The organism is Pseudomonas sp. DL, from assembly GCF_047199225.1.
GTDB classification, from domain to species: domain Bacteria; phylum Pseudomonadota; class Gammaproteobacteria; order Pseudomonadales; family Pseudomonadaceae; genus Pseudomonas; species Pseudomonas aeruginosa.
The window spans coordinates 3932323-3955854 of sequence record NZ_CP178323.1; the positions used below are offsets into that span (position 1 = coordinate 3932323).

Annotated in this window: 26 protein-coding genes; 10 read left to right on the forward strand and 16 right to left on the reverse strand. The window is 65.8% G+C overall.

Annotated features, from left to right (window positions below):
* Nucleotides 1-96 precede the first annotated feature (96 nt).
* On the forward strand, nucleotides 97-1365 hold the full coding sequence (gene fabF / locus ACI766_RS18220) for a beta-ketoacyl-ACP synthase II (RefSeq protein WP_033873303.1): 1269 nt from the start codon (nucleotides 97-99) through the stop codon (nucleotides 1363-1365).
* A 345-nt stretch (nucleotides 1366-1710) separates the two neighbouring features.
* Here the strand turns inward: fabF and hxsC are convergent, their stop codons facing one another.
* Genes hxsC through hxsA2 form a run of 4 tightly spaced genes read right to left on the reverse strand, consistent with a single transcriptional unit; the run spans nucleotide 1711 to nucleotide 4928 of the window.
* Nucleotides 1711-2874: a His-Xaa-Ser system radical SAM maturase HxsC gene (hxsC, locus tag ACI766_RS18225; RefSeq protein WP_003449616.1), complete on the reverse strand. Its 1164-nt coding sequence runs from the start codon at nucleotides 2872-2874 to the stop codon at nucleotides 1711-1713.
* On the reverse strand, nucleotides 2868-4325 hold the full coding sequence (gene hxsB, locus ACI766_RS18230; RefSeq protein WP_031684774.1) for a His-Xaa-Ser system radical SAM maturase HxsB: 1458 nt from the start codon (nucleotides 4323-4325) through the stop codon (nucleotides 2868-2870). The genes hxsC and hxsB overlap by 7 nt, the downstream gene beginning before the upstream one ends.
* Nucleotides 4318-4623, reverse strand: coding sequence for a His-Xaa-Ser system protein HxsD (gene hxsD, locus ACI766_RS18235; RefSeq protein ID WP_003449610.1), 306 nt, complete (start codon nucleotides 4621-4623; stop codon nucleotides 4318-4320). Before hxsD ends, hxsB begins: the two co-directional genes overlap by 8 nt.
* Nucleotides 4623-4928: a His-Xaa-Ser repeat protein HxsA2 gene (hxsA2, locus tag ACI766_RS18240; protein ID WP_003449607.1), complete on the reverse strand. Its 306-nt coding sequence runs from the start codon at nucleotides 4926-4928 to the stop codon at nucleotides 4623-4625. The genes hxsD and hxsA2 overlap by 1 nt, the downstream gene beginning before the upstream one ends.
* Before the next feature lie 611 nt (nucleotides 4929-5539).
* Here hxsA2 and ACI766_RS18245 point away from each other — a divergent pair.
* The 3 genes from ACI766_RS18245 to ACI766_RS18255 all read left to right on the forward strand — a co-directional run bounded on the left by ACI766_RS18245 (nucleotide 5540) and on the right by ACI766_RS18255 (nucleotide 7569).
* Entirely contained in the window at nucleotides 5540-6376 is an 837-nt protein-coding gene (locus ACI766_RS18245; protein WP_003109588.1) for a PhzF family phenazine biosynthesis protein, read from the forward strand.
* Between the two features lie 165 nt (nucleotides 6377-6541).
* On the forward strand, nucleotides 6542-6802 hold the full coding sequence (locus ACI766_RS18250; RefSeq protein WP_003102002.1) for a hypothetical protein: 261 nt from the start codon (nucleotides 6542-6544) through the stop codon (nucleotides 6800-6802).
* Entirely contained in the window at nucleotides 6799-7569 is a 771-nt protein-coding gene (locus ACI766_RS18255; RefSeq protein ID WP_003449601.1) for a Fic/DOC family protein, read from the forward strand. Before ACI766_RS18250 ends, ACI766_RS18255 begins: the two co-directional genes overlap by 4 nt.
* Nucleotides 7570-7764: 195 nt before the next feature.
* Here the strand turns inward: ACI766_RS18255 and ACI766_RS18260 are convergent, their stop codons facing one another.
* From ACI766_RS18260 to ACI766_RS18275, 4 genes are all read right to left on the reverse strand, one after another.
* Nucleotides 7765-10206 carry a TonB-dependent siderophore receptor gene (locus tag ACI766_RS18260; protein WP_412828462.1) on the reverse strand — a complete coding sequence of 814 codons (2442 nt, stop codon included), beginning with the start codon at nucleotides 10204-10206 and terminating at the stop codon, nucleotides 7765-7767.
* A gap of 77 nt (nucleotides 10207-10283) precedes the next feature.
* Entirely contained in the window at nucleotides 10284-11126 is an 843-nt protein-coding gene (locus ACI766_RS18265; protein WP_003101998.1) for a FecR family protein, read from the reverse strand.
* A complete protein-coding gene (locus ACI766_RS18270) occupies nucleotides 11123-11647 on the reverse strand; it encodes an RNA polymerase sigma factor (protein ID WP_003086922.1) in 525 nt (174 codons plus the stop codon). The genes ACI766_RS18265 and ACI766_RS18270 overlap by 4 nt, the downstream gene beginning before the upstream one ends.
* Before the next feature lie 228 nt (nucleotides 11648-11875).
* Entirely contained in the window at nucleotides 11876-12199 is a 324-nt protein-coding gene (locus tag ACI766_RS18275; RefSeq protein ID WP_003082848.1) for a hypothetical protein, read from the reverse strand.
* Between the two features lie 410 nt (nucleotides 12200-12609).
* On the opposite strand from ACI766_RS18275, the gene pmpM reads away from it, so the two are divergent.
* Nucleotides 12610-14043, forward strand: coding sequence for a proton-coupled multidrug efflux MATE transporter PmpM (gene pmpM / locus ACI766_RS18280; protein ID WP_003112388.1), 1434 nt, complete (start codon nucleotides 12610-12612; stop codon nucleotides 14041-14043).
* On the opposite strand, the gene rhtA is transcribed toward pmpM, so the two are convergent.
* Entirely contained in the window at nucleotides 14026-14919 is an 894-nt protein-coding gene (gene rhtA, locus ACI766_RS18285) for a threonine/homoserine exporter RhtA (protein ID WP_003086919.1), read from the reverse strand. The genes pmpM and rhtA overlap by 18 nt on opposite strands.
* Here rhtA and ACI766_RS18290 point away from each other — a divergent pair.
* Together ACI766_RS18290 and ACI766_RS18295 are read left to right on the forward strand one after the other, a co-directional pair.
* Nucleotides 14918-15574, forward strand: coding sequence for a helix-turn-helix domain-containing protein (locus tag ACI766_RS18290; protein ID WP_025324842.1), 657 nt, complete (start codon nucleotides 14918-14920; stop codon nucleotides 15572-15574). The two genes, rhtA and ACI766_RS18290, sit on opposite strands and share 2 nt — an antisense overlap.
* Before the next feature lie 37 nt (nucleotides 15575-15611).
* Nucleotides 15612-16010 carry a VOC family protein gene (locus ACI766_RS18295; protein WP_017148866.1) on the forward strand — a complete coding sequence of 133 codons (399 nt, stop codon included), beginning with the start codon at nucleotides 15612-15614 and terminating at the stop codon, nucleotides 16008-16010.
* Between the two features lie 15 nt (nucleotides 16011-16025).
* Here the strand turns inward: ACI766_RS18295 and ACI766_RS18300 are convergent, their stop codons facing one another.
* From ACI766_RS18300 to ACI766_RS18310, 3 genes are all read right to left on the reverse strand, one after another.
* On the reverse strand, nucleotides 16026-16502 hold the full coding sequence (locus ACI766_RS18300) for a YbaK/EbsC family protein (protein ID WP_003086914.1): 477 nt from the start codon (nucleotides 16500-16502) through the stop codon (nucleotides 16026-16028).
* A 68-nt stretch (nucleotides 16503-16570) separates the two neighbouring features.
* Nucleotides 16571-17677: a WD40/YVTN/BNR-like repeat-containing protein gene (locus ACI766_RS18305; RefSeq protein WP_003120473.1), complete on the reverse strand. Its 1107-nt coding sequence runs from the start codon at nucleotides 17675-17677 to the stop codon at nucleotides 16571-16573.
* A gap of 20 nt (nucleotides 17678-17697) precedes the next feature.
* Nucleotides 17698-17967, reverse strand: coding sequence for a MoaD/ThiS family protein (locus ACI766_RS18310; RefSeq protein WP_003086912.1), 270 nt, complete (start codon nucleotides 17965-17967; stop codon nucleotides 17698-17700).
* Nucleotides 17968-18224: 257 nt separating this feature from the next.
* Between ACI766_RS18310 and ACI766_RS18315 the strand changes: the two genes are divergently transcribed.
* The 3 genes from ACI766_RS18315 (at nucleotide 18225) to ACI766_RS18325 (ending at nucleotide 20481) form a co-directional block, all read left to right on the forward strand.
* Entirely contained in the window at nucleotides 18225-18650 is a 426-nt protein-coding gene (locus ACI766_RS18315; protein ID WP_003086910.1) for a YciI family protein, read from the forward strand.
* A gap of 36 nt (nucleotides 18651-18686) precedes the next feature.
* The gene (locus ACI766_RS18320; RefSeq protein ID WP_003082839.1) at nucleotides 18687-19100 is read left to right on the forward strand and encodes a VOC family protein; all 414 of its coding nucleotides are present in this window, start codon (nucleotides 18687-18689) and stop codon (nucleotides 19098-19100) included.
* A gap of 169 nt (nucleotides 19101-19269) precedes the next feature.
* Entirely contained in the window at nucleotides 19270-20481 is a 1212-nt protein-coding gene (locus tag ACI766_RS18325) for an MFS transporter (protein ID WP_003082806.1), read from the forward strand.
* Nucleotides 20482-20488: 7 nt separating this feature from the next.
* On the opposite strand, the gene ACI766_RS18330 is transcribed toward ACI766_RS18325, so the two are convergent.
* The 4 genes from ACI766_RS18330 to ACI766_RS18345 form a co-directional block, all read right to left on the reverse strand.
* Complete coding sequence (locus ACI766_RS18330; RefSeq protein ID WP_003082803.1) at nucleotides 20489-21712, reverse strand: RNA polymerase sigma factor; 1224 nt, start codon at nucleotides 21710-21712, stop codon at nucleotides 20489-20491.
* A gap of 17 nt (nucleotides 21713-21729) precedes the next feature.
* On the reverse strand, nucleotides 21730-22479 hold the full coding sequence (locus ACI766_RS18335; RefSeq protein WP_003120476.1) for a DUF899 domain-containing protein: 750 nt from the start codon (nucleotides 22477-22479) through the stop codon (nucleotides 21730-21732).
* 174 nt (nucleotides 22480-22653) lie between these two features.
* Complete coding sequence (locus ACI766_RS18340) at nucleotides 22654-23004, reverse strand: YciI family protein (protein ID WP_003082795.1); 351 nt, start codon at nucleotides 23002-23004, stop codon at nucleotides 22654-22656.
* Nucleotides 23005-23186: 182 nt separating this feature from the next.
* Complete coding sequence (locus ACI766_RS18345; RefSeq protein ID WP_010792046.1) at nucleotides 23187-23525, reverse strand: hypothetical protein; 339 nt, start codon at nucleotides 23523-23525, stop codon at nucleotides 23187-23189.
* Between the last annotated feature and the right edge of the window lie 7 nt (nucleotides 23526-23532).

Consider the following 23532-nt stretch of genomic DNA (forward strand, 5'->3'; position numbering starts at 1 on the left):
GCGAGGCTCACAAAGTGCTGGTCCGCATGTTACTTTCATGATGATAGTTACGTCCACTGACTGCTATTCCAACGGAACAGAAGGACTCGGAACCTCATGAGCAAACGTATCGTCGTCACCGGCATGGGCGCGGTCAGCCCGCTGGGCTGCGGAGTCGAACCCATATGGCAACGCCTGCTGGCCGGGCAATCGGGCATCGCCAGGCTCCCGGCGGAGCTGATCGGCGACCTGCCCATCAGCATCGGCGGCCAGGTCCCCGACCGTGTCCAGGACCCGCAGGCCGGCTTCGATCCCGACCTGCTGCTGGCCGCCAAGGAACAACGCAAGATGGACCGCTTCATCCTCTTCGCCCTGGCCGCCGCGCAAGAGGCCCTGGCCCAGGCCGGCTGGGCGCCGCAGAGCGCCGAGGCGCAGGAGCGCACGGCGACCGTCATCGCCTCCGGGGTGGGCGGCTTCCATGCCATCGCCGAAGCGGTGCGGACCACCGACGGCAAGGGACCGCGACGCCTGTCGCCCTTCACCATCCCGTCCTTTCTCTGCAACATGGCGGCCGCCCATGTGTCGATCCGCCATGGCTTCAAGGGACCGCTGGGCGCCCCGGTGACCGCCTGCGCGGCGGGCGTGCAAGCCATCGGCGACGCGGCGCGGATGATCCGCGCGGGAGAGGTCGACGTGGCGCTCTGCGGCGGCGCGGAAGCGACCATCCACCGGGTCAGCCTGGCCGGCTTCGCCGCCGCGCGCGCCCTGTCCAGCGATTTCAACGACAGCCCCGAACGCGCCTCGCGCCCCTTCGACCAGGCCCGCGACGGCTTCGTCATGGGCGAAGGCGCCGGCCTACTGGTCATCGAGGAACTGGAGCACGCCCTGGCGCGCGGCGCCAGGCCCATCGCCGAGCTGGTGGGCTACGGCACCAGCGCCGACGCCTACCACATGACCGCCGGGCCGGAAGATGGCAGCGGCGCCCGCCGGGCCATGCAGCAGGCGCTGCGCCAGGCCGGCGTGGAAGCGGCCGCGGTGCAGCACCTGAATGCCCACGCCACCTCCACCCAGGTAGGCGACAAGGGCGAACTGGCCGCCATCAAGGCCGTGTTCGGCACCGGCAGCGGGCTCGCCATCAGCGCGACCAAATCCGCCACCGGCCACCTCCTGGGCGCCGCCGGCGGCATCGAGGCGATCTTCACGGTCCTGGCACTGCGCGACCAGCTCGCCCCCGCCACGCTCAACCTGGAAACGCCCGACACCGACGCCGAGGGCCTCGACCTGGTTCGCGGCGAAGCCCGGCGCTGGCCGATGGAACACGCGCTGTCCAATGGCTTCGGCTTCGGCGGGGTGAATGCCAGCCTGTTGTTCCGGCGCTGGGTGTAGCGCGGCCGGCCCTCCGCCAGGCACTCCTGAGCACACTGGCGGAGGGGAAGCCACTCATGTCGCTGCCGCAGGGAGTGTGGGCATTCCTGATGCTGTAACTGCGTCGTGACGGTGTGTAGGCACGATCTGGATTCGTGGGGGCGGGAAATTGCTTGTGGAGTGGGCGTTCAATTTGCTGCCCCGTCATCAGACGCGGTTTTTCCAATGGCTGCAACGGGTCGGAAGCTGCCGCTCGCCGAGGTCTGCTACCAACCCATAGCGGATAAACGGCAACTTTCTAACATCGAAAGTCAGCTAGATCCATGGGCCCCCGTGCTTCCTGCGACTGTACAGCCTAACCGCCTGTCATGTTCGGAAAGGGGTTATCGCTCTGCTGTAACCATTGCGCACGCCAGAAGCAAAAAAACCACCGCACTGCGATTTGCGCGCACAGCCCTCGCACTCAGGTACGTACTCGTTTTTCCAATCACTGATGGACTTGCGGTAATAGGGAAGTACATCGCTGCTCACCAGACACAGCTGGTGGTTATAGACAGACACGTTCATGCGATAGGCTGCCAGAATGCCAACCGCCTCACTGAGAATATCCCGGTAGTCAATGGGGTCGATCCACAGGGCGTCCAAATTGGCGCGTGTAAAGCCGATCATCTCCAGCCCCATCAGCGTCACGTGATCGACGAACAGTAGGTTTCTTGCGATGTATTCGCACAACTGCGGCAGGCGACTGATTGACTGTTTGTGCAGCACGATCCGAATCTCAACCTTTTGACCAAGACGCTTGAGGTTGAGGATCCCTTGCACGGTTTCCTGGAATGCTCCCGGTGCTTGAACGATGTAGTCATGCAGGTCGGGATCATCGGAGTAGAGTGGGATTCCGATCATGATGTCGGGGTGGTCTATCTCCGCATACTGGCGAGCAAAGCTCTCGTCAGCGAATGTCCTGCCATTCGAGAGCACGTGAACAACAGTTCGTGGCAAATACGATTTCATCATCTTTATGAGATTGATGAATCGAATACCAGCCAGGGTCGGCTCTCCACCTGAAAAACCTACCTCGGGCGTTTCCCTGGGGATTAGGGGTATCAGCGCCTCAAGTTCATCGAGGATCCAGCTGTCGTCGATATTCTTGGGTGGTTGAGAGCACATCAGGCAATAGTGGTTGCATTGCTCGGTCACCAGTAACGAGTTATGACCAGAGTTGGCCCTGAAAAGTACTCTAATCGCCTGGCCGTCCAACCGGATGATGTCGTTGTGGCCCAAGTAGTCGTAGTCATTGGGCAGCAAGGTGAAGGACCTCTTGCCTTCCAGCTCTTGAGCACGCCATTCGAGAGATTCCGGGATGAGGTAGTGCTGGTAGCCTTCCGGAATGTCCTGCGAAGAAATCAGGAACGCCCGATTCTCTCGCAGCACCTTCGGGAGCCCCAGATTGGTGCTCACCTGCAGCAGTAACGGGCGATCTCGGACTTCGATCAGTTGGATTCGACCGACTTTCCCCGCGAGTTTCAGCATGCGTTGGCCCACTGCATGAAGAGGCGGCGCGTGGATGCATCAGACTGCATCAGGCCGATGAGGTGTTTGAAGATCGTCATGTTCCGCTTGCAGAACGAAGACTCAGGTTTCCGGCCCAAGACATCTTTGAAAATGGCGTGGTGGAAGACCGGCTCGGCGCCGCAATAGGGCTCAAAGGCACAGTCAGAGCACATCGGCGCACTTAGGGTAAAAGACTGCTCCAAGGCATCGAGTAGCGCATCGGAGAGGATGATGTCTTCGTAGCTGTCAGTTAGGATGTTGCCCAGCCTGAACGACTGATCACCCATTTCTGCGAGCATCCGACTCTCGTCCGAGGCATAAACCGATCCATCGTAGTTGAAGACGATCGCCGCGATGCCGGCGCCAGCGGGGCTCATCAGGTCGACGTAGCCGGGGTCATTGCTAGTCAGCATCTTCTTCAGGATCAGCGATGCGTAGTGCTCAACGAAGGGGATACCCGCCTTGTTCAACTCAAGGATGTACGCGAGGCCTTCCTTGTAAAATTCCAGCCAGCGCTCCGTATCGTAGGTCATGAATTTGCGAGTTCTGATCGCAAAACCATACGGAGAAAGTGCCCTTAGAAAAATACCGTTGAAGCCCAGGCGGAGGTATTCATCGATGATTTCACGGACGCGAGGCAGGCTCTTATCCGTGGTAGTCATCAGGGCGCTGACTCTGTCCACGCCAAGAACGTTTCGAGCCTTGGCCAATCCTGCTTCGAAGCGCTCGAAGCTATCGCGACCGATACGCGGGCGATTGGCATTATGTAGATCTGCAGGGCCATCGAGCGAGGTCGATAGAATGATGTCGTGCTTGTGGCAGAACTCAAGGACTTCGTCGGTGAGCAGTGAAAGGGTCGTGGCGATGACAAACTCCAGATCACGCTTTTCAACCAGGTTACGTCGTTTGGCGGCCTCGACCACATAGCGCACCATCTCAAAATTCAAGAGCGGCTCGCCCCCCTGGAATTCGATCTTGATCGCTCGGTTGGGAGATCGGAAAACGAAATCCAGCGACTTGTCCGCCATCTCTGGCGTCATGTCGAACGAGGTTTCCCCGTCCATTTGCCGGGACACTTGGCAGTACGGGCAGCTATGGTCACAGCGCAGTGTCACGACAAAGATGTGCAGACTGGTGAAGCCTGTCAGCCGCGATAATCGTGTGCGGAGTTTCAGCGCAAGAAGATCCAGCGGCGCCTGCTCATCGGAGTATCGGATGAAATGCTTCGCACGCAGCGACGCATAGAGCGGATGCTCAGAGGTAAGAGCTTTAGAGAGGAGGGCGCGCAGCTCAGGCATCGGCACGACAAGATGTTCGCCGGTCATGTTGGTAATGACATAGTCATCACCTACGAGGCGATCGAATTTGAACGGCAGCAACTCATACCGATCTCGCCGGGTATAGACATCCAGTCCCTGGAATTTACTCACTCCAGTTCAGCCTGGCGTTGGAGAAAGCCAATCCCATGATGAGGTTTCGGATGGGAGCGGTTTCAATCTGAAGCTGCGCACGCAGCTGATAGTCGAGGACGTCCTTGCGAAACTCTTCGACAGCCCGTTCGAACGCGTCTTGCTCAGTTGTGATGTTGCCGATCAGCTTGCAAAGGATGATCCCGCCATCGACTTTAATATCGACCGTGAAGGCATGCATAGAGCGATATGCCGCCTTCTGGATCGCTTCGGTACCATACAACTGACTATCGAAGGTCAGCTCAGCGAGACCAGCCATTAGCGGCTCGAATAGTGTGAGCTGTGAGAGCTATGGGAAGCGTGCGAGCTATGTGAGTAATGCGCAGCGACCATCTTGCCGTCCTCACCACGCTTGAGGACGAAGCCAAAGAGGTTGTCACCGTGGCGACCGGTGACCATTTGCTCGCCAAAGTTAACAATTGGCAGTGTCACGCCGTGGTTCTCGATGGACATGCTTTCGTCAGCCTGATCGGTCTCGGGTATCACGGTGGAGGCCGAAGCTTGGTTGGCGGTAACGGCGGCGGTCAGGGTGGCAAGGGGCAGCAGGAAATCACGTTTTTTCATCTCAACATCCCTTTGAGGTATGTGGTTATAGCAACACTATAGGACTAGCTCTGGCTAGCGTCAAAGTGCCATCGATCGGTGTGATTCCCTTCGGTTCCGCAACGCAAAATGTGTTGCCCCCACAGTGAGCCACCTGTACGACGTCGCATGAGACTGTGATTTGAATTCTGTTCCGCTAATGAGCTCAGCAACATCACACCTAGCACATTTGGCATTCTTGTTTGACGCGGAGCCTCTGACGGATGAACTCAAAGGACATTGTGTCGCGGCGAACCTGCGCTTCGATGGAGGTCTCTCCGGCACAACTTGAACATTTGAATGATCTGCAAATTTGTGCGAAATCATCGCCCTGATCTCCCTATCAATTAGGTAAAAGGTACGCTCGTATATGCGGGGCAGCTATGACATTGCCGTGGGTCACTGCTACCTGTCGTGGCCGAATTTTCCATTGCATCGCTTGGTTGGCAGAGGCAGATGATCTTGTCTACCTGAATCCGCTTCTGGCCGATTGCTGCCCCGACAAGAAGCCCCAAGCCCCTCGAAAGTCTGTGCCCCGGTTTCAGACATCCGCCCCTGCCCTATCCTCCCCCGCCACAACAACAGGAGGTTCCATGCCGGTTTCGTTACCCTTCGAGCAAGTCGATGTCTTCTCCGAACAGCCCTTCAAAGGCAACGCCGTTGCCGTGGTGATTGGCGCCGACCGCCTGAGCAGCCAGCAGATGCTCGAGTTCGCCGCCTGGACCCAGTTGAGCGAGACGACCTTCCTGCTGCGGCCGACCGTTGCCGAAGCCGACTATCGCGTGAGGATCTTCACCCCGTTGCGGGAGTTGCCCTTTGCCGGGCATCCGACGCTGGGAAGCTGCCAGGTCTGGCTGAACCAGGGGGGCGGCAATGCTGCTGACGAGATCGTCCAGGAGTGTCTGGCGGGCCTGATCCGCATCCGCCGCAAGGGCGCCTTGCTGTCGTTCGCGGCGCCTCCCCTGCTTCGTGGCGGAGCGGTCGAAGACGAGGTGTTGCGACGGATCGAGAGCGGGCTTGGCCTGTCCCCGGGGCAGGTACTCGGCAGCCAATGGGTGGACAACGGACCCGGCTGGGTCGCCGTTCGGCTGGCCACGCGTGACGAGGTCCTGGCCATTCGCCCGGACTACGCGAAGCTCGACGGGCTCAACGTGGGCGTGGTCGCGCCCTGGCAAGGTCCCCAGGCGGAGGCGGATGTGGAAGTGCGCGCCTTCATGGGCGAGGAACTCAATGAAGACCCCGTTACCGGTAGCCTCAACGCGAGCCTGGCGCAATGGCTGATCGGCACGGGAGTCATGCCCGGGCGCTACACGGCGAGCCAGGGCACGGCCTTGGGTCGCCGGGGGCGGATAAGCGTCGAGCAGATCGGCGGCGATATCTGGATCGGCGGTGAGGTGCAGCCGGGCATGTCGGGGCAGGTCGTGTTCTGAGCCCATTCGTCGCAGGCAAACCGGTCGTGAGCGGACACTCGATGCAGGGCTGGAGGATGCGTGCCGCGACACTGACGTGCTGGGGCAGCCGAGTTCGTGCTGTCGAGCGGTCCCGCGTATGTATGGCTTTGATGCTAAAGTTGCGGAATGGAAAGAGGTTTACCGATGAAAAAGAGCAAAGGCTTAGTCGCAACCGAAATTCAGAGACTTGCCCAGGCCAATGGCGTTAGCGCGGAGCGCGATGGTCTGAGCCGGATGGCGCTCACCATCACGTGCCTGGCCGGCGACTCGGTATCTCTCGATAGCGTTGAGCAGATGCTGATCAACCTCAAGCGCAAAGGCGCACTAAGCAAGTCCCAGGCGTTCGATCTCCAGCGCCGCTACGTCATCGAGAAGCGCAAGGCGAAAGAGATACCTGGTGGATGAGTTTCGATCCCTTTGGTGACTTCGAAACGACTGGCTACCTGCGCAACAGCTTGGGTCTGAAAGATCCGGCGGAAGTGAAGGAAAACGAACACTTCTCCTTCGAAATGGGGCTCGATGAAGCCCTTTCCTATCTCGAACGCACAAAGAACCTGAACTACCAGGCCCTTTTGCAGGTACACAGGTTGTTGTTCGAGAAATTCTACCCCTGGGCCGGGCGTGACCGTCTCGAGCTGGTCCCTCATCTTTCTATCTGGAAAGGTCCCAAGGGCGCCCCCAGACGTACCTTCTTCGAAAGTCCCGCGATGATCGAACGCGCGGTGGACTATGCCCTGAGCCTGGCGAGCAAGAAGCAGGGATTCATGCAGAAGCCCGGTGAGGTCATGGGACTTCTTTGCTTTGCGCATCCCTTTCTAGACGGCAACGGACGCTCGATTCTGCTGTTCTACATGGAGCTCAGTTATCGAGCCGGCTTTGCCATCGACTGGGCCAGCACATGTAAGGACGACTATCTCCAGGCCCTGGACGATGAGATTCACAATCCTGGCAAGGGTCACCTGGACCGCTACCTTGTCCCATTCGTTGTGCCTATCCACAGCCGTGATCAGTGGCCTGAGATCATCGGGCAAATCAACGGACTCGATGGTATGGATGGTGAGAACATTACCTACGAAAACCTCGATGATCCCGAGGTTCAGAAAGTCTATGCGGCGTATCACGCCGAGCATCCCTACCCAGCCAAAGATGGCACACCCGACTCCGAACCCTAAGCTCTCCAGGCCGGAGGATGTATGGGATTTCGCGCAATCCAGGCCCTGAGTGCCCAGCACACTGAGCGCAATTGGCCGGTAGCTGCCGCCCCCGCAAGAACCCGCCCCCAACCGTCCTCTCTCCGAAGGCGTGCAGCCCTCGACGCCGCGGCCCAGACACCCACCGGGCCCAGGCCCGGTGGCTCCGCCCTCCCCTCACCAGTTGTGCGTATAGCTCGCCGTCAGCACCGTGCCCGGCGCCGGCAGGTGGCTGTTGTTGTTGTTGTTGCGCAGCAACTGGCTGTAGAGCGGGTAGTAGTCGCGGTTGAACAGGTTCTGGATGCCCAGGCTCAACTGGTCGTCGGGGGTGATGCGGTACTGGCTGACCAGGTCGACCGTGGTGTAGGTGCTGACCTGGCGCCGGCCGAAGCTTTCCACGCCGTCGAGACGGTAGTCCTTGGAGTCGAAGAAGGTGGCCTGCAGGCGGTTGTTCCAGTCGGCATCCGGCTTGTATTGCAGGTAGGCGGTCAGCTTCAGCGGCGGCACGCGGTAGCCGGTCATGTCCTGCCAGTCCTTGCCGTCCGGCTTCTCGCGTCCGCGCATCCAGGTGGCGCTGCCGCCCGCGCCCCAGACTTCGTCGTCGCTGAGCCAGTCGGCGCTGGCCTCGACGCCGTAGATGCGCTCCTTGGTGCGGGTGAGGATCAGGCCGTTGTTGAAGCTCTGCACGTCGCCCAGCTTGGAGGTGGTGTAGAACAGCGCCAGGCTGCCCAGGGTGTTGCCGCCGATGGCGCCGCGCCAGCCGAGTTCGTAGTTGTTGGTCTTCACCGGTTCGAGGTTCGAGGAGCCGATATCGAAGCCACGGCGGGCGTTGCGCAGCTGGATGCCGACGTCGGGCAACTGGAAGCCCTGGCTGAAGGAGGCATAGATTTCCTGGCCAGCCACCGGCGAATAGACGATGCCGAGGTTCGACAGCACCGCGTCGTAGTCGAGGTCGCCGCCCTTGACGGTCACCGGCGAGGCGGCCTTGGACTCGGAGAGCGGGACGAAGTCGTCGAATTCGGCGGTGGAGTATTCGTAGCGCAGGCCGCCGTCGATCGACCAGTGTTCGTCGAAGCGATGCTGCAACTGGGCGAACGCGCCGGCGCTGCGGGTGCGTAGCGGCGGCATGTAGGTGAGCTTGCCGATCTTGTCGAAGACCAGCCCGCCGCTGGCGTCGTAGGCCGCCGGGTCGAACACGTCGAGCGGCATGTCGCTGCGTTCCTGGTTGTAGTCGCCGCCCCAGACCAGTTCGGTATTGCCGCTTTCGCCCAGCGGCGTGCGCAGGGTCAGGCGGCTGCCGAACACTTCGCTGTTCTGCATGATCTGGTCGACATTGCCGCCGCGGGTGGAGACGGCGCGGGCGTCGAACGGAGTGAAGCGGGTGAAATAGTCGCGGTAGTAGAGCTGCGCGGAGAGCCGGCTGCCGAGGATGTCGAGGTTCTCGTACTCGAGGTTCGCCAGGGTGTTGCGGATGCGGTTCTGCTCGTCCAGCTCCAGGCCCTTGATCGCGTTGGCCGGGACCGAGCCCGGCGGCAGCCTGGCGACCCTCGGGTCGGTGGCGTAGTCGGTGTCCTGGCGGGCGTCGTAGTGGCTGAGGGCGAGCTGCACGCGCTGGTTCTCGTCGATGCGCAGGCCGAGCTTGCCGCCGATGTTGTAGACGTTCGAGTCGAACAGGTCGCCCTGGCTGGGTTCCGGGGCGATGCGGTCGCCATGGGCGTCGTAGGAAGCGCCGACGTGACGGGTGCCGAAGTCGAACGAATAGTCGAGCGCCCCCAGGGAGCCGGCGAAGTATTGCTGGAACTGGCCGCCGAGGCCATCGCTGCCCAGCCGGGTCAGCGACGAGGTGGCGCTGAGGCGGGTTTCCGCGCGGTTCTCGCCGCCGGCCGGACGGGTGGTGATGGAGATGATCCCGCCGGTGGCGCCGCTGCCGTAGATGGCGCTGCTGCCACGGATGACCTCGATCCGCTCGATCAGCGCCGGGTCGATGTTGGCCAGGTTGCGCGAGGAGTCGCGGTTGGTGTTCAGCGGCACGCCGTCGACCATCACCAGCATGCTGCGCCCGCGCAGGGTCTGGCCGTATTCGGTGATGGTGCGGCTGGAATCGGACATCCCCGGCACCGCCTTGGCCAGCACGGTGGCCAGGCTGTCGGAGCCCTGGCGCAGCTCCTCCAGTTGGGCATGCTCGATGACGGTGGACTGGCGCGTGGCGGAGACCAGGTCGCTGCTGGTGCGCGAGGCGGTGATTTCCATCTGCTCCATGTCCAGCGGTTCGCTGCGGGCTTGCGTAGCGGGCACGGCGGCTTCGCTGGCCGGAACGACGATGAAGGTATGTTCGTCCCTGGCCTGCGCCTTCAGGCCGCTATCCCTGAGCAACTGGCGCAATGCCTCTTCGGGGGTGAAACGCCCCTTCAGCGCGGGCGCCTGGCGGCCGGCGCCGAGATCGCCGGCGAAAAGGATCTGTACCGAGGATTGTTGCGCGAGGGCGTTGATCGCCTGGCCGAGCGGCGCGGCGGGCAGATCCACGTCGAGCTTTTCCTGGCCCTGGGCCGACACCGCCAGGAGCAGGCTGCTGGCGAGCAATGAAGGACGCAGGTGGCGACTGCGGAGGGAAAAATGCACGTCTCGATTTCCTATGCAGGTTGGCTTTTCCTGGATAGCCGCCACGGCGCGCGGGAAACCCTACCTGCGTCCGAGAATTATTTTCGCGTCGATTTGCGTTGGATCTCGACGCTGCCGTCCTCCTGCCGCGACACGGCCACGGGAAGGATGCTCGGCAGCAGGTCGAGCAGCCGGTCGGCGTTGTGCGCGGCGAAGACGCCGGTCAGCCGGAGGGAGGCCAGGCTGGGGTCGTCCAGGAGAATGGGCGCCTTGCGATAATGGCGCAGCAGCGCGACGGCTTCGCCCAGGGGCGTGCGCTCGAAGACCAGGCGGTCGTCTTTCCAGGCCATCGCCGTGGCGGCATCGACCTTGGCCAGCGGCATCAGTTGCCCACCAATGGCATCGACCTGCTGGCCCGGCAGGAGCACGACTGGCGCTTGCGCCGTAGCCGAGGTGCCGACCTCCACCCGGCCACGCTCCAGGGTCACGCGGACATCGTCGTCCAGGCGGCGCACGTTGAACCGGGTGCCGAGCACGCGGATGTCGGTCGAACCCGCGGACACCACGAAGGGCCGATAGCGCGCCGGGGATACCTCGAAAAGCACCTGCCCCGCGCGCAACGCGACCCGACGGCTGAGCGGGTGCCAACTGACCTCGATCTGGCTGCCGCTGTCGAGCAGGAGCTGGCTGCCGTCAGCCAGGGTCACGTCGCGCCGCTCACCGATGGCGGTGGCGAAGCGCTCGCGCTTGTAGGCCGGGTCCAGCCAGGCCAGGGCGCCGATGGCCAGCGCCAGCAATAGCGCGACGCCGGCCGCCTTGCTTGCCTTGCGCGATTTCGGCCGGGAGGGCGGCAGCGGGAACAGGTCCTTCAGCGCGTCGCGATGGCGCTCCAGGGCGTCGTCCAGCGGAACCTGCCCATTCCGTTTCGAGGGCTGGGTCATGGCCGTGCCTCGCCGCGGCCGAGCCGTTCCCGGCAGGCCGCCAGTCCGAGGCGCAGGTGCTTTTCCACGGTCTTGACGGAGATGCCGAGGCGGTCGGCGACTTGCGCCTGGGGAACTTCGTGGATCTTGTGCATGACGAAAACGGCCTGGCAGCGAGGAGGAAGCGTGGCGATGGCGTCGACCAGTGCCTGGAACTCGCGCTCGGCCTCATGGCGACCCATGGGCGTCGCCGCCATGCAGGCGACTTCCGGAAGCTCGGCGACGGCTTCCACCCAGGCGGTTCGACGACGGTCGCTACGATAGCGGCTCACGGCGGCGTCGTGGGAGATTTTCCGCAGCAGGGCCAGGGGCGTGTGCACGTCCTCCTTCTCGTCGCGTTCGAGCAACTGCACGCACACGTCGTGCACCACTTCGCGCGCCATGCCCCGGTCGCCGAAGCGCCGGCGAACATGGTCGACCAGTTCCTCGTAGTGACGAACCAGTGTGGACAACAGCGTCGGCTTGGCGGGATCGAACGGCACGATGCACCCAGGAAAGGAGCCTGGCTCCGAAGAATGGGGGTCGAGTGTAAATGAGAAACAGTCGCAGATGAAAGACCGGTCATCGTCAGGGATTGCCTGGGTTGGCGTGCGTAGCGGGCAGGTGGCTTTCGCCCGACCGCGCAACTGCCGAGCCAGGGCGGAGAGGGATCCCCTTTTCGCCCCGCTACTCAACCCCCCGGCCTTGCCGGGGGGCACCGCCTCCGTCGGTTATCGGTGTCTGCGTGCGTATTCCGCCTCGAACAGTGACAGGGCGTCGCTGAGCAACGACAGCAGGGAACCGGTGATGCGGCAGATGCTTTCACCGGGCTCTTCGGTTTCGTCGAGCAGGTCGAGGACGCTCAGCGTTCCGATCGCCGACTCCAGCCGGCGGCGGGCGGTGTCGAACAGGTCTTCGCTGGCTGCGCTGCTGTCCAGGTAGAGGGTGGCGCAACCGGGGTGCTGGTTGCATTGCGAGGTGCGTCGCAGGGGGATGAAGGTGGAAGGGGACTGTGCGGTTATTGCGGGATTCGACGTATCATCGGCCTTAGCCATGGGTCAGCTCCTATCGTTAAGCTGGTCTCTGGTTAGCGGGTCGTAGGTGTTCCTGCACCTGCGGCTCGCGTCTTTTCTGCCCCCAAGAAAACAGACTTGGCGACCCCTCCATCTTCCTCCTACTGGTTTTTTATCCAATTCCTGGGCGTCTGAGAGAGGCTGCGGAAAAGTCTGGGGGAGATGTCCGGCGTTTCCAGGGCATGTCATCCGCCGCTGTCACGGGTATCCGGCGGATAACCGCCAGGCGGTTATTCGCCCTACGGGGTCGGGCCTCAAGCGGGCAGCGCGGGGTCGTTTGTCTGCGCGTAGCGCGGTGGGGGGCTGGGCAACCGGCACGACCCTGCTGACCCTTCCTGACCACCCCGTCAACCCGTAAACTACGCGGTTCCCCTGCCCAGACAAGGACTGCCGTGAACAGCCCCGCCCTGCCCCTTTCCCGTGGCTTGCGCATCCGCGCCGAACTCAAGGAACTGCTGACCCTCGCCGCGCCGATCATGATCGCGCAACTGGCGACCACCGCCATGGGCTTCGTCGATGCGGTGATGGCCGGGCGCGCCAGTCCGCACGACCTGGCAGCGGTGGCGCTGGGCAACTCGATCTGGATCCCGATGTTCCTGCTGATGACCGGCACCCTGCTCGCCACCACGGCCAAGGTCGCCCAGCGCCATGGCGCCGGCGACCAGCCCGGCACCGGGCCGCTGGTGCGCCAGGCGCTGTGGCTGGCGCTGCTGATCGGACCGCTGTCGGGGGCGGTGCTGTGGTGGTTGTCGGAGCCGATCCTCGGCTTGATGAAAGTGCGCCCGGAACTGATCGGGCCGAGCCTGCTGTACCTCAAGGGCATCGCCCTGGGCTTCCCGGCGGCGGCGCTGTACCACGTACTGCGCTGCTACACCAACGGCCTGGGACGGACCCGGCCGAGCATGGTGCTGGGGATCGGCGGGCTGCTGCTGAACATCCCGATCAACTACGCGCTGATCTACGGCCACTTCGGCATGCCGAAGATGGGTGGCCCCGGCTGCGGCTGGGCCACCGGCTCGGTGATGTGGTTCATGTTCCTCGGCATGCTGTTCTGGGTGAACAAGGCCTCGATCTACCGCGCCAGCCAGTTGTTCTCGCGCTGGGAGTGGCCGGATCGCGCGACCATCGGCCCGCTGGTGGCGGTCGGCCTGCCGATCGGCATCGCGGTGTTCGCCGAGTCGAGCATCTTCTCGGTGATCGCCCTGCTGATCGGCGGGCTCGACGAGAACGTGGTGGCCGGCCACCAGATCGCCCTGAACTTCAGCGCGCTGGTGTTCATGATTCCCTATTCGCTGGGGATGGCGGTGACCGTGCGGGTCGGCCACAACCTCGGCGCCGGCCTGCCGCGCGACGCGCGCTTCGCCGCCGGCGTGGGGATGGCCGCGGCGCTGGGCTACGCCTGCGTCTCGGCGAGCCTGATGTTGTTGCTGCGCGAGCAGATCGCCGCGATGTATTCGCCGGACCCGGCGGTGATCGCCATCGCCGCCTCGCTGATCGTGTTCTCCGCGCTGTTCCAGTTCTCCGACGCCCTGCAGGTCACCGCCGCCGGGGCCCTGCGCGGCTACCAGGACACCCGGGTGACGATGATCATGACCCTGTTCGCCTACTGGGGCATCGGCCTGCCGGTGGGCTACAGCCTCGGCCTCACCGACTGGTTCCAGGAACCCACCGGACCGCGCGGTCTGTGGCAAGGCCTGGTGGTGGGCCTGACCGGCGCGGCGATCATGCTCTGCATCCGCCTGGCGCGCAGCGCGCGGCGCTTCATCCGCCAGCACGAGCGCCTGCAGCGGGAGGACGCGGAGGCCGCCTCAGTCCTTGGCCGGTAGCGCCGGGGCGGCGCCACGCGACTTGACGCTGAGGGTAGTGCCGACCGAGGCGAGGATGATCGCGCCGATGGCCAGCCATTGGGTCGGGCTCAGCCGCTCGCCGAGGAACAGCAGCCCGGAGAGCGCGCCGAAGGCCGGCTCGATGCTCATCAGGGTGCCGAAGGTGCGCGCCGGCAGGCGGGTCAGCGCGACCATTTCCAGGGTGTAGGGCAAGGCCGTGGAGAGCACCGCGACGCCCAGCGCCAACGGGATCAGCGCCGGGTCGAGGAGGTCGGCGCCGGCGTGGGCGACGCCGATCGGCACAACCAGGATCGCCGCCACCAGCACCCCCAGCGCGGCGCCCTGGGCGCCATGGTCGGCGCCGGCGCGCTGGCCGAAGAGGATGTACAGCGCCCAGCACACGCCGGCACCGAGGGCATAGGCGGCGCCGACCAGGTCGAGCGGCTCGGCGCTGTTGCCCAGCGGCAGCAACAGCCAGATGCCGAACACCGCCAGGCCGATCCAGAGGAAGTCCAGCAGGCGCCGCGAGGAGAGGATCGCCACCAGCAGCGGCCCGGTGAACTCCAGGGCCACCGCGATGCCCAGCGGCACGGTGCGCACCGAGAGATAGAACAGCAGGTTCATGCCGCCCAGGGCGATGCCGTAGACCACCACCGAGCGCAGCGATTGCAGGCTCAGGCGCTTGCGCCAGGGACGCAGGAGCAGCAGCAGGATCAGCGCGGCGAAGAACAGCCTTAGGGCCGTGGTGCCCTGGGCGCCGACCAGGGGGAACATGCTTTTCGCCAGGGAGGCGCCGCTCTGGATCGAGGCCATGGCGATCAATAGCAGGCCGACCGGCAACAGCGTTCCGGCGAGGCCGCGGGAGGTGGAGGTCATGGAAGAGGTCCGGCAGTGGGAAGCAGCCCGATGGACTGCGGGAAACGGGATGTGCACTATAATGCGCAAAACCGCGACAGTGAGCAATATATTGCCCAACCCTACCGAACGCCCCAGCGTCCTCGAACATGTCTCCGGCAACGTCCGCCGCCTGCGCCTGCAAGCCGGCCTCAGCCAGGAAGCGCTGGCCCGCGCGGCCAGTGTCAGCCGGCGGATGCTGGTGGGCATCGAGAGCGGCGACGTCAATGTCAGCCTGTCGACCCTCGACCGTATCGCCGCCGCCCTCGGCGTGCTGTTCCCCGACCTGGTCCAGGCACCGGCCACCGACCGCTCGCGGATCAATGCGGTGGCCTGGGTCGGCCACCACCCCGAGAGCCGCGCCACCCTCCTCGCCAGCGCACCGGCGCGGCGCGAGGTGGAACTCTGGGCCTGGTCGCTGGGACCGGGCGAGCGCTACGTATCGGAACCCGACGCCGCCGGCTGGCGGGAGATGGTTCTGGTCATCGAAGGTCGCCTGCGCCTGGAACTGGCCGACGGCGAACGGCGCATCGAGGCCGGCGACTTCCATGCCTTCGCCAGCGACCAGCCGTACGCCTACGTCAACGACGGCGACGGCGACGAGGTGGTGCGTTTCACCCGCAACGTGGTGAGCTAGGCTCTAGCCTCGAGCCAGCCTTCCAGAGGAGACCGCGATGAGCGCACGCGTACGACCCTTCCTGATGTTCCAGGGGGGCCAGGCCGAGGCGGCCATGAACTTCTACCTGTCACTGTTCGACGACGCCGAGATCCTCCAGATCCAACGCTACGGCGCCGAGGGGCCGGGCCCGGAGGGCTCGGTGCTGAAGGCGCTGTTCCGCCTCGGCGACCAGAGCGTGCATTGCATCGACAGCCATGTGCGGCACGCCTTCGATTTCACCCCGGCGTTCTCCTTCTTCGTCGACTGCGAGAGCAACGCGCAGATCGAGCGCCTGGCCGAGGCCCTGAGCGACGGCGGCAAGGCCCTGATGCCGCTCGGCGACTACGGCTTCAGCCAGCGTTTCGCCTGGCTGGCCGACCGCTTCGGGGTGTCCTGGCAGCTCAATCTGGCCTGAGCCCGGCAGTTGCCGTCAGGCTTCCTGGAGGACTTCCTGGCACACATCGACCCACTGCGCATCCACCAGCTCGGCCATCCGTTGCGGGGCGATGCGGACCGCGCTGTGCACCGCCCCGGCGGCCGGAAGCACTTCGTCGAAGGCTTGCAGCGAGACGTCGCAGTACACCGCCAGCGGCGTCGCCAGGCCGAACGGGCAGACTCCGCCGACCGGGTGCCCGGTCAGCTCGACCACGTCCTCGGCGCCGAGCATCTTCGCCTTGCCGCCGAAGGCGGCCTTGATCTTGCGGTTGTCCAGCCGCGCGTCGCCGCGCGCCACTACCAGTACGGTGCGCTCGCCGACCCGCAGCGACAGGGTCTTGGCGATCCGCCCCGGCTCCACGCCATGGGCCTCGGCGGCCAGGGCGACGGTGGCGGTGCTGGTTTCCAGCTCGATGATGCGCAGGTCCGGGGCTTTCTCGGCGAAGAACCGCCGGACGGATTCGAGGCTCATGGGGTGGGCTCCTTGGCGAAAACCCACGAACTTATGCAAGCACGCCGAGGCTGTCCAGCGCCGCGCGCTCAGGCGAAGCGCACGCAGTAGATCGGCGGCAGGTTGGCGGAGAGCTGCTGCCAGTCCTCCCCGCCGTTCTCGCTGAGCCACAGGCCGCCGGTGGTCGAGCCCATGGCCAGGCGCTCGCCGCTGGGGTCGATGTCCAGGCCGTGGCGGTAGACCAGGTCGTAGGCCGGGCCATCGGGCAGGCCGCGCTCGAGGGTCTCGAAGCTGTGGCCACCGTCGCGGGTGCGGGTGACCACGAAACGGGCGTCCCTGGGAATGCGGCATTCGTCCTTGGTCGCCGGGACGAACCAGGCCGTGTCCGGCTGCCGCGGATGCACGGCGACGGCGAAGCCGAAGCTGGACGGCTCGGCGACCACGCCCTGCCAATGCAAGCCGCCGTCGCGGGAACGGAAGATGCCGTTGTGGTGCTGCACCCAGAGGAACTCCGGGCGCGCCTGGCACTGCACCAGGCGGTGCGGGTCCTGGATCGCCGCCTCCTCGCTCTGCTCCGGCGGCATGTAGTCGGCGCGCATGCCTCTGGTGGTGCAGGTCCAGCTGCGGCCGTCGTCGTGGCTCTGCCAGACGCCGCCGCAAGACACCGCGACGGTGAGGTGGCGACTATCGCGTGGGTCGACGCAGATGGAATGGATGCCGGGATGGTCGTAGCCGCCGCCGAACCACTGGGCGCGTTCGGGTCGTTCCCAGAGTTCGCGGTTGAGGCGCCAGCTGGCGCCACGGTCGTCGGAACGGAACAGGCCGCCGGGGATGGTTCCGGCCCACAGCGTGCCGGGCCGGTCGGCGCCGCCTGGCTCGAGGATCCACAACTGCTGTAGCGACCAGGGTGGCTCCGCCGCCTGGCCTTCCAGCGGTTCGGCCGCTGGCGGCTGCGGCGGATAGACCGGCACCGCGCATTCCATCCAGTCCGTCGCGCCGGCGTCGCGACGCCACAGCTTGACGCCGAAATGGCCGAGATTCAGCGCCGCGTAGAGCGCGCCGTCGCGCGGGTCGGCGAGGAGCATGCTCAGCGGCTCGCCGAGGAAGTGGCTGGCCATCGGCAGCCACTGGCCCGCCGCGTTGCGCCGCAGCTCGAACAGGCCCTTGCGGGTGCCGACATAGAGTCGCTCGCTCACCGGATGTCCTCCTCTGTTGGTCAACCGCCGCTCAGCGCCTGCACCACGTAGATCTCGCTATCGTCTTGGAGCGGATCGCCCAATCCCCGGCGATCGCGGACCTGCACGCCATCGACGAACAGCGCCACATGCCGGCGCAGACTGCCCTGGTCGTCGAGCAGGTAGCCGCGCAAGCGCGGCTCGCGGGCGAAGGCCGCCTGCAAGGCGGCGGCGACGGTGGCGGCGCCGACGTCCAGCGCGGGCATGGCGACGTGCCGCTGGATGGCCGGGGCGAAGACGATACGGGGCATGCCGAGGCTCGCGGAAATGGCTCTGCCGGAACAGTGTAGAAGCCCTGCAGGCCACGGCTGGCGCGGCCCGCCCAGCGGTCGGCACACTCCGCAGCGACGCTCGTCGGCCACCCCGGCCGCTCGGCGCGGGCCTCCTATACTGCCCCGGCCAGCGAAAAAACCGCCGTCGCCTGTCGATCCGCCGGCCTGCCGTTCGACCAGTTCGGGAGGCGGGCCAGAACGGGCCGTCATTGCGCAGAACAACAAGGAGAACGCAGATGAGATTCATGGTGATCGTCAAGGCCACCCAGGCTTCCGAAGCCGGCGAGATGCCCAGCGAGGAACTGCTCGCGGCGATGGGCCGCTATAACGAGGAACTGGTCAAGGCCGGGGTGATGCTCGCCGGCGAAGGGCTACAGCCCAGCGCCAAGGGCGCCCGGGTGCGTTTCTCCGGCAACGCGCGGACGGTGATCGACGGCCCCTTCGCCGAGACCCGCGAGCTGATCGCCGGTTTCTGGATGTTCCAGGTGGCCTCCCTGGAAGAGGCCATCGAGTGGGTCAAGCGATGCCCGAACCCATTCGACGGCGAATCCGAGATCGAGATCCGCCAGGTCTTCGAGGCCGAGGACTTCGGCGAGGAGTTCACCCCGGAACTGCGCGAGCGCGAGGAGCGCCTGCGCGCCGAGCTGGAAAAACGCAACTGAACCGCCCCGCACTCCGCCAAGAACGAGGAAAGCGCCATGCAAATCGTCCCCTACCTGATCTTCAACGGTAATTGCCGGGAGGCCTTCAGCTGCTACCACCAGCACCTGGGCGGCACCCTGGAGGCCATGCTGCCGTTCGGCGACAGCCCCGAGTGCGGCGACATCCCGGCCGACTGGAAGGACAAGATCATGCACGCACGGCTGGTGGTCGGCAGCTTCGCCCTGATGGCCTCGGACAATCACCCGGCCTATCCCTACGAAGGCATCAAGGGCTGTTCCATCAGCCTCAACGTCGACAGCAAGGCCGAGGCCGAGCGCCTGTTCAACGCCCTCGCCGAGGGCGGCTCGGTCCAGATGCCGCTGGGCCCGACCTTCTGGGCGGCGAGCTTCGGCATGTTCACCGACCGCTTCGGCGTGGCCTGGATGGTCAACTGCGAGCAGGACCGGTAGCGTCCGCTACGCGGGCCCGCCGCCAGGTGAATCGGCGGCGGGCCCGCGTTCCACTGTGCGCGAGTCGCGATCGATAGACGCACTGCTGCGATAATTTAGGTTGCATTTTAAAACCAAAATTCCTAGCCTCCGCTTTAGTTTCATATTGAAACCTTACGGAGCGCTTCGCATGCCATCCTCGCCATCCTCCCTCCCCTCCGCGCTGGTGCTGCTGTTCGCCGTCGCCTGCGGTCTCAGCGTGGCCAACGTCTATTACGCCCAGCCGCTGCTGGACGTCCTCGGTGCCGAGTTCGCCATCGGCCAGGCCGGGGTCGGCCTGCTGTTCGGCGCGACCCAGGCCGGTTGCGCCCTGGCGCTGCTGCTGGTGGTGCCGCTGGGCGACCTGCTGGAGCGGCGCCGGCTGATGTTCGTCCAGCTCCTGCTGCTGGTGCTGTCGCTGCTGCTGGTGGGCTTCGCCGGCGATACCCTCGGCCTGGCGCTGGGGCTGCTCGGACTGGGCCTGCTCGGCACCGCCATGACCCAGGGACTGCTGGCCTACGCCGCGGCGCTGGCGGCGCCTGGCGAGCGCGGGCGGGTGGTCGGCGCGGCGCAGGGCGGCGTGGTGATCGGCCTGCTGCTGGCGCGCAGCCTGGCCGGGCTGCTCGCCGACCTCGGCGGCTGGCGCAGCGTCTACCTGGTCTCGGCAGCGAGCATGGGCGGGCTCGGCCTGCTGCTCTGGCGGGTACTGCCGGCGGCGCCGAGCAACGAACTGGGGCTGACCTACCGGCAACTGCTCGGCTCGATGTTCGACCTGCTGGCGAGCCAGCGCGTGCTGCAGGTGCGCGGCCTGCTCGGGCTGTTGATGTTCGCCGCCTTCGGGGTGTTCTGGAGCAGCCTGGTATTGCTGCTCGGCGCGCCGCCGCATTCGCTGTCGCACAGCGCCATCGGCGCCTTCGGCCTGGTCGGCGCGCTCGGCGCGCTGGGCGCGGCGCGGGCCGGCAGCCTGGCCGATCGCGGCCACGCCCAGGCGCTCAGCGGCGGCGCCCTGCTGCTGTTGCTGCTGTCCTGGCTGCCGCTCGCCCTCGGCGCGCATTCGCTGGCGGCGCTGATTCTCGGCGTGCTGCTGCTCGATCTCGCCGGCCAGGCGATCCATGTGCTCAACCAGAGCCTGGTCTTCGCCATCGACCCGCGCGCCCACAGCCGCCTGGTGGGTTGCTACATGCTGTTCTACGCCGCCGGCAGCGGCCTCGGCGCCAGCGCCGGCACCGCCATGTACGCCTGGGCCGGCTGGGACGCGGTGAGCCTGCTCGGCGCGGCGATCAGCCTGGCGGCCCTGGCGTTCTGGTGGTTCACCCGTGGCGTTGGCGGCGAAGCGCGTACGGCCTGCGCCAACGGCGCCTGAGCCGGCTTCAATCGAGTTCGCGCAGGCGCTGCTCGATGAAGCGCCGCTCCGGCTCCTGGCGCGCCAGGGCCAGCGCCGCGCGGTAGGCCTCGCGGGCCTCGCGGCGGCGACCGAGACGGCGGCAGAAGTCGGCACGCGCCGAGTGCGCCAGGTGGTAATCGGCCAGTTCACCTCGCGCCAGCAACGCATCGACCACGGCCAGCCCGACCTCGACGCCATCGCGCATGGCCAAGGCCACGGCGCGGTTGAGTTCGACCACCGGCGACGGCGCCAGGTACAGCAGCGCGTCGTAGAGGGCGACGATCCGTGCCCAGTCGGTGTCCTCGGCGCGCGGCGCCTGGGCATGCACCGCAACGATCGCCGCCTGCAGGGTGTAGGGCCCGACGCGGCGGCTGGCCAGGGCCCGCTCGACCAGGCCGAGCCCCTCGACGATCAGTCCACGATCCCACAGAGCGCGGTCCTGCTCGTCGAGCCGCACCAGTTCGCCGCTGGCCGAGATCCGCGCCTGGCGCCGCGAGTCGTGCAGCAACATCAGGGCGAGCAGGCCGAGGGCCTCGGGGTCGGGCAGCAGCTCGACCAGCAGGCGGCCGACGCGGATCGCCTCGCCGCTGAGATCGGCGCGGGTCAGGCTGGCGCCGGTGGAGGCCGAGTAGCCCTCGTTGAACACCAGGTAGATCACTTGCAGGACGTTGCCCAGCCGCTCGGGGAGTTCCTCCAGGGTCGGTACCTGGTAGGGAATCCGGGCCTCGCGGATCTTGTTCTTGGCCCGCACGATGCGTTGGGCGATGGCGCTGGGCGCGGCGAGGAAGGCGCGGGCGATCTCCTCGGTGCGCAGGTCGCAGACCTCGCGCAGGGTCAGCGCCACCTGTGCCTCGGGGGTCAGCGCCGGGTGGCAGCAGGTGAAGATCAGGCGTAGCCGGTCGTCTTCCACCGCATCGCCCTCCTCCGCCGGCGCCTCGGCCTGCTCTTCCAGTTGCTCGGCGAGCAGTCGCTGCGAGGCGTCGAAGCGCGCTCGCCGGCGCAGGTTGTCGATGGCCTTGAAGCGCCCAGCGGAAACCAGCCAGGCGCGCGGGTTGCGCGGGATACCGTCGCGCGGCCACTGCTCGACGGCGGCGATGAAGGCGTCGTGCAAGGCCTCCTCGGCCAGCTCGAAATCGCCGAGCAGGCGGATAAGGGTCGCCAGCACGCGCCGCGACTCCTCGCGGTACAGCGCCTCGATGCGGCTGCGCAACGGCTCGCCGTGCTCCCTCAATGGCTGGCCTGCGCATGGCAGCAGGCGCTTTTCGGCGCCTCGTCGTAGCGGTCGTGGTGACGCAGCCAGTCCATGATCGCGTCCTCGTTGCGCCCCTTGGGCGTCAGGTCGAGGAAGGTGTAGGTGGTGAGCAGGATGTCGAGGCCGCGCGCATAGGCCGAATAGGTGTGGAACACCTCGCCCGCCGGATTGCGCAGGAACACGCTGGCACCCGGCATTTCCTCGCCGGCGTCGGGGGTCGGCTGGTAGTTGTAGTCGACGCTGCCGGCGGCCAGTTGCGCCTTGTCGAAGGACACCCCGAAGTCACTGTTGAAATCGCTGCCGTACGAGGAGTACCAGTCGAAACGCCAGCCCATGCGCCGGCGGAACGCCTGGAACTCTTCCAGGGGCGCGCGCGATACCGCCACCAGGCTGACGTCGTGGTGCGCCAGGTGCCGGTTGGCGCCGTCGATGTGGTCGGCGAGGAACGAACAGCCGACGCAGCCTTCGCTCCAGCCCGGCGCGAACATGAAGTGGTAGACGATTAGCTGGCTATTGCCGCCGAACAACTCGGCCAGCGAACGCTCACCGCGCTCGCCCTGGAAGCGGTAGTCCTTGTCCACCCTGACCCAGGGCAGTTCGCGTCGTTCGGCGGCGACCTGGTCGCGCAGGCGGGTGAGTTGCTTTTCCCGCGCCAGCAGACGGCGACGGGCGTCCAGCCATTGTTCCCGGCTGCTCACCGGGTGGTCCTGCAAAGAAGGATTCATTGCCGATTCTCCACGGAAATTCTCGGTTTTCCAGCCTGCCCGGGGTCGTTCCGCCAGCGGCGCCGGCGCCCGGTCGCCAGGGCGAAGCCGGCCAGCGAAGCGCCGCCGGCGCACACCAGGGACAGGGATGCGATGCACAGGGGGCACATACTTCACCTCCGGCGCCGGGCGCCCTCACTCCCATTCCTTGACCGGTCGCACCTCGACGCAGCCGAGCCGTCCCGGCGGAATCTTCGCGGCGATCTGCAGGGCCTGGTTGAGGTCGCGCGCCTCGATCAGGTAGAAGCCGCCGAGTTGCTCCTTGGTCTCGGCGAACGGCCCGTCGGTCATCGCCAGCCGCCCGCCCTGGTGGCGCAGGGTGGTGGCGGTCTGCACCGACTGCAGGGCGTGCGAGGCGATGTAGTGGCCGGCCTTGCCCAACTGGTCGGAGTAGGTCATGCACTCGTCGACGATGGCGGCAAGCTCCTCGGCCGGCACGGCGGCCAGCTTCGCTTCGTCGAAATAGATCAGGCAGAGGTATTTCATGGCGGTGGGCTCCTGGTGCGGATCGACGATCCGTTCGTTCGGTAGTCGCCCGGCGAGGGCGCCTTTCGACAGCGGCGGGGAAAAAAGCCCGCGGCGCGGACGAACGGTCGGCGCTCGCCGTGGAACGCTGCCGACCGCAGCACAAGCCTAGACCCGCCCGGCCACCGGGCGCGGGCCGTCGGTCAGGGCTGGCGCGGTGCGTAGGGATTCAGGCGGGGATCGCGCAGCGGGCTTTCCCGGGTCGGCCCGGGATCGTCCTGGCGCAGGCGGAGACTGCCGTTGCCGATCTTCAAGCCGTCCTTGGTCGTCGCCTCCCCGTCGGCGCTGGCCGCGTCGCTGCCCGGCAGGTCCGGCTCGGCGGCCTCCGGTTGCGGCTGTGGCGCGCTGCCCATGGGCGACGGCGCGACCGGCGGCGCGGCGGGCAAGGCTGCCGGCAGCTCGTCCGGCAGGGGCGCGGCGAGGGTCGGTTGGCCCAGGCCGGCGAGCACCATGGCCAGGAGCAGGAAAAGCACACGCGACATGACAAAG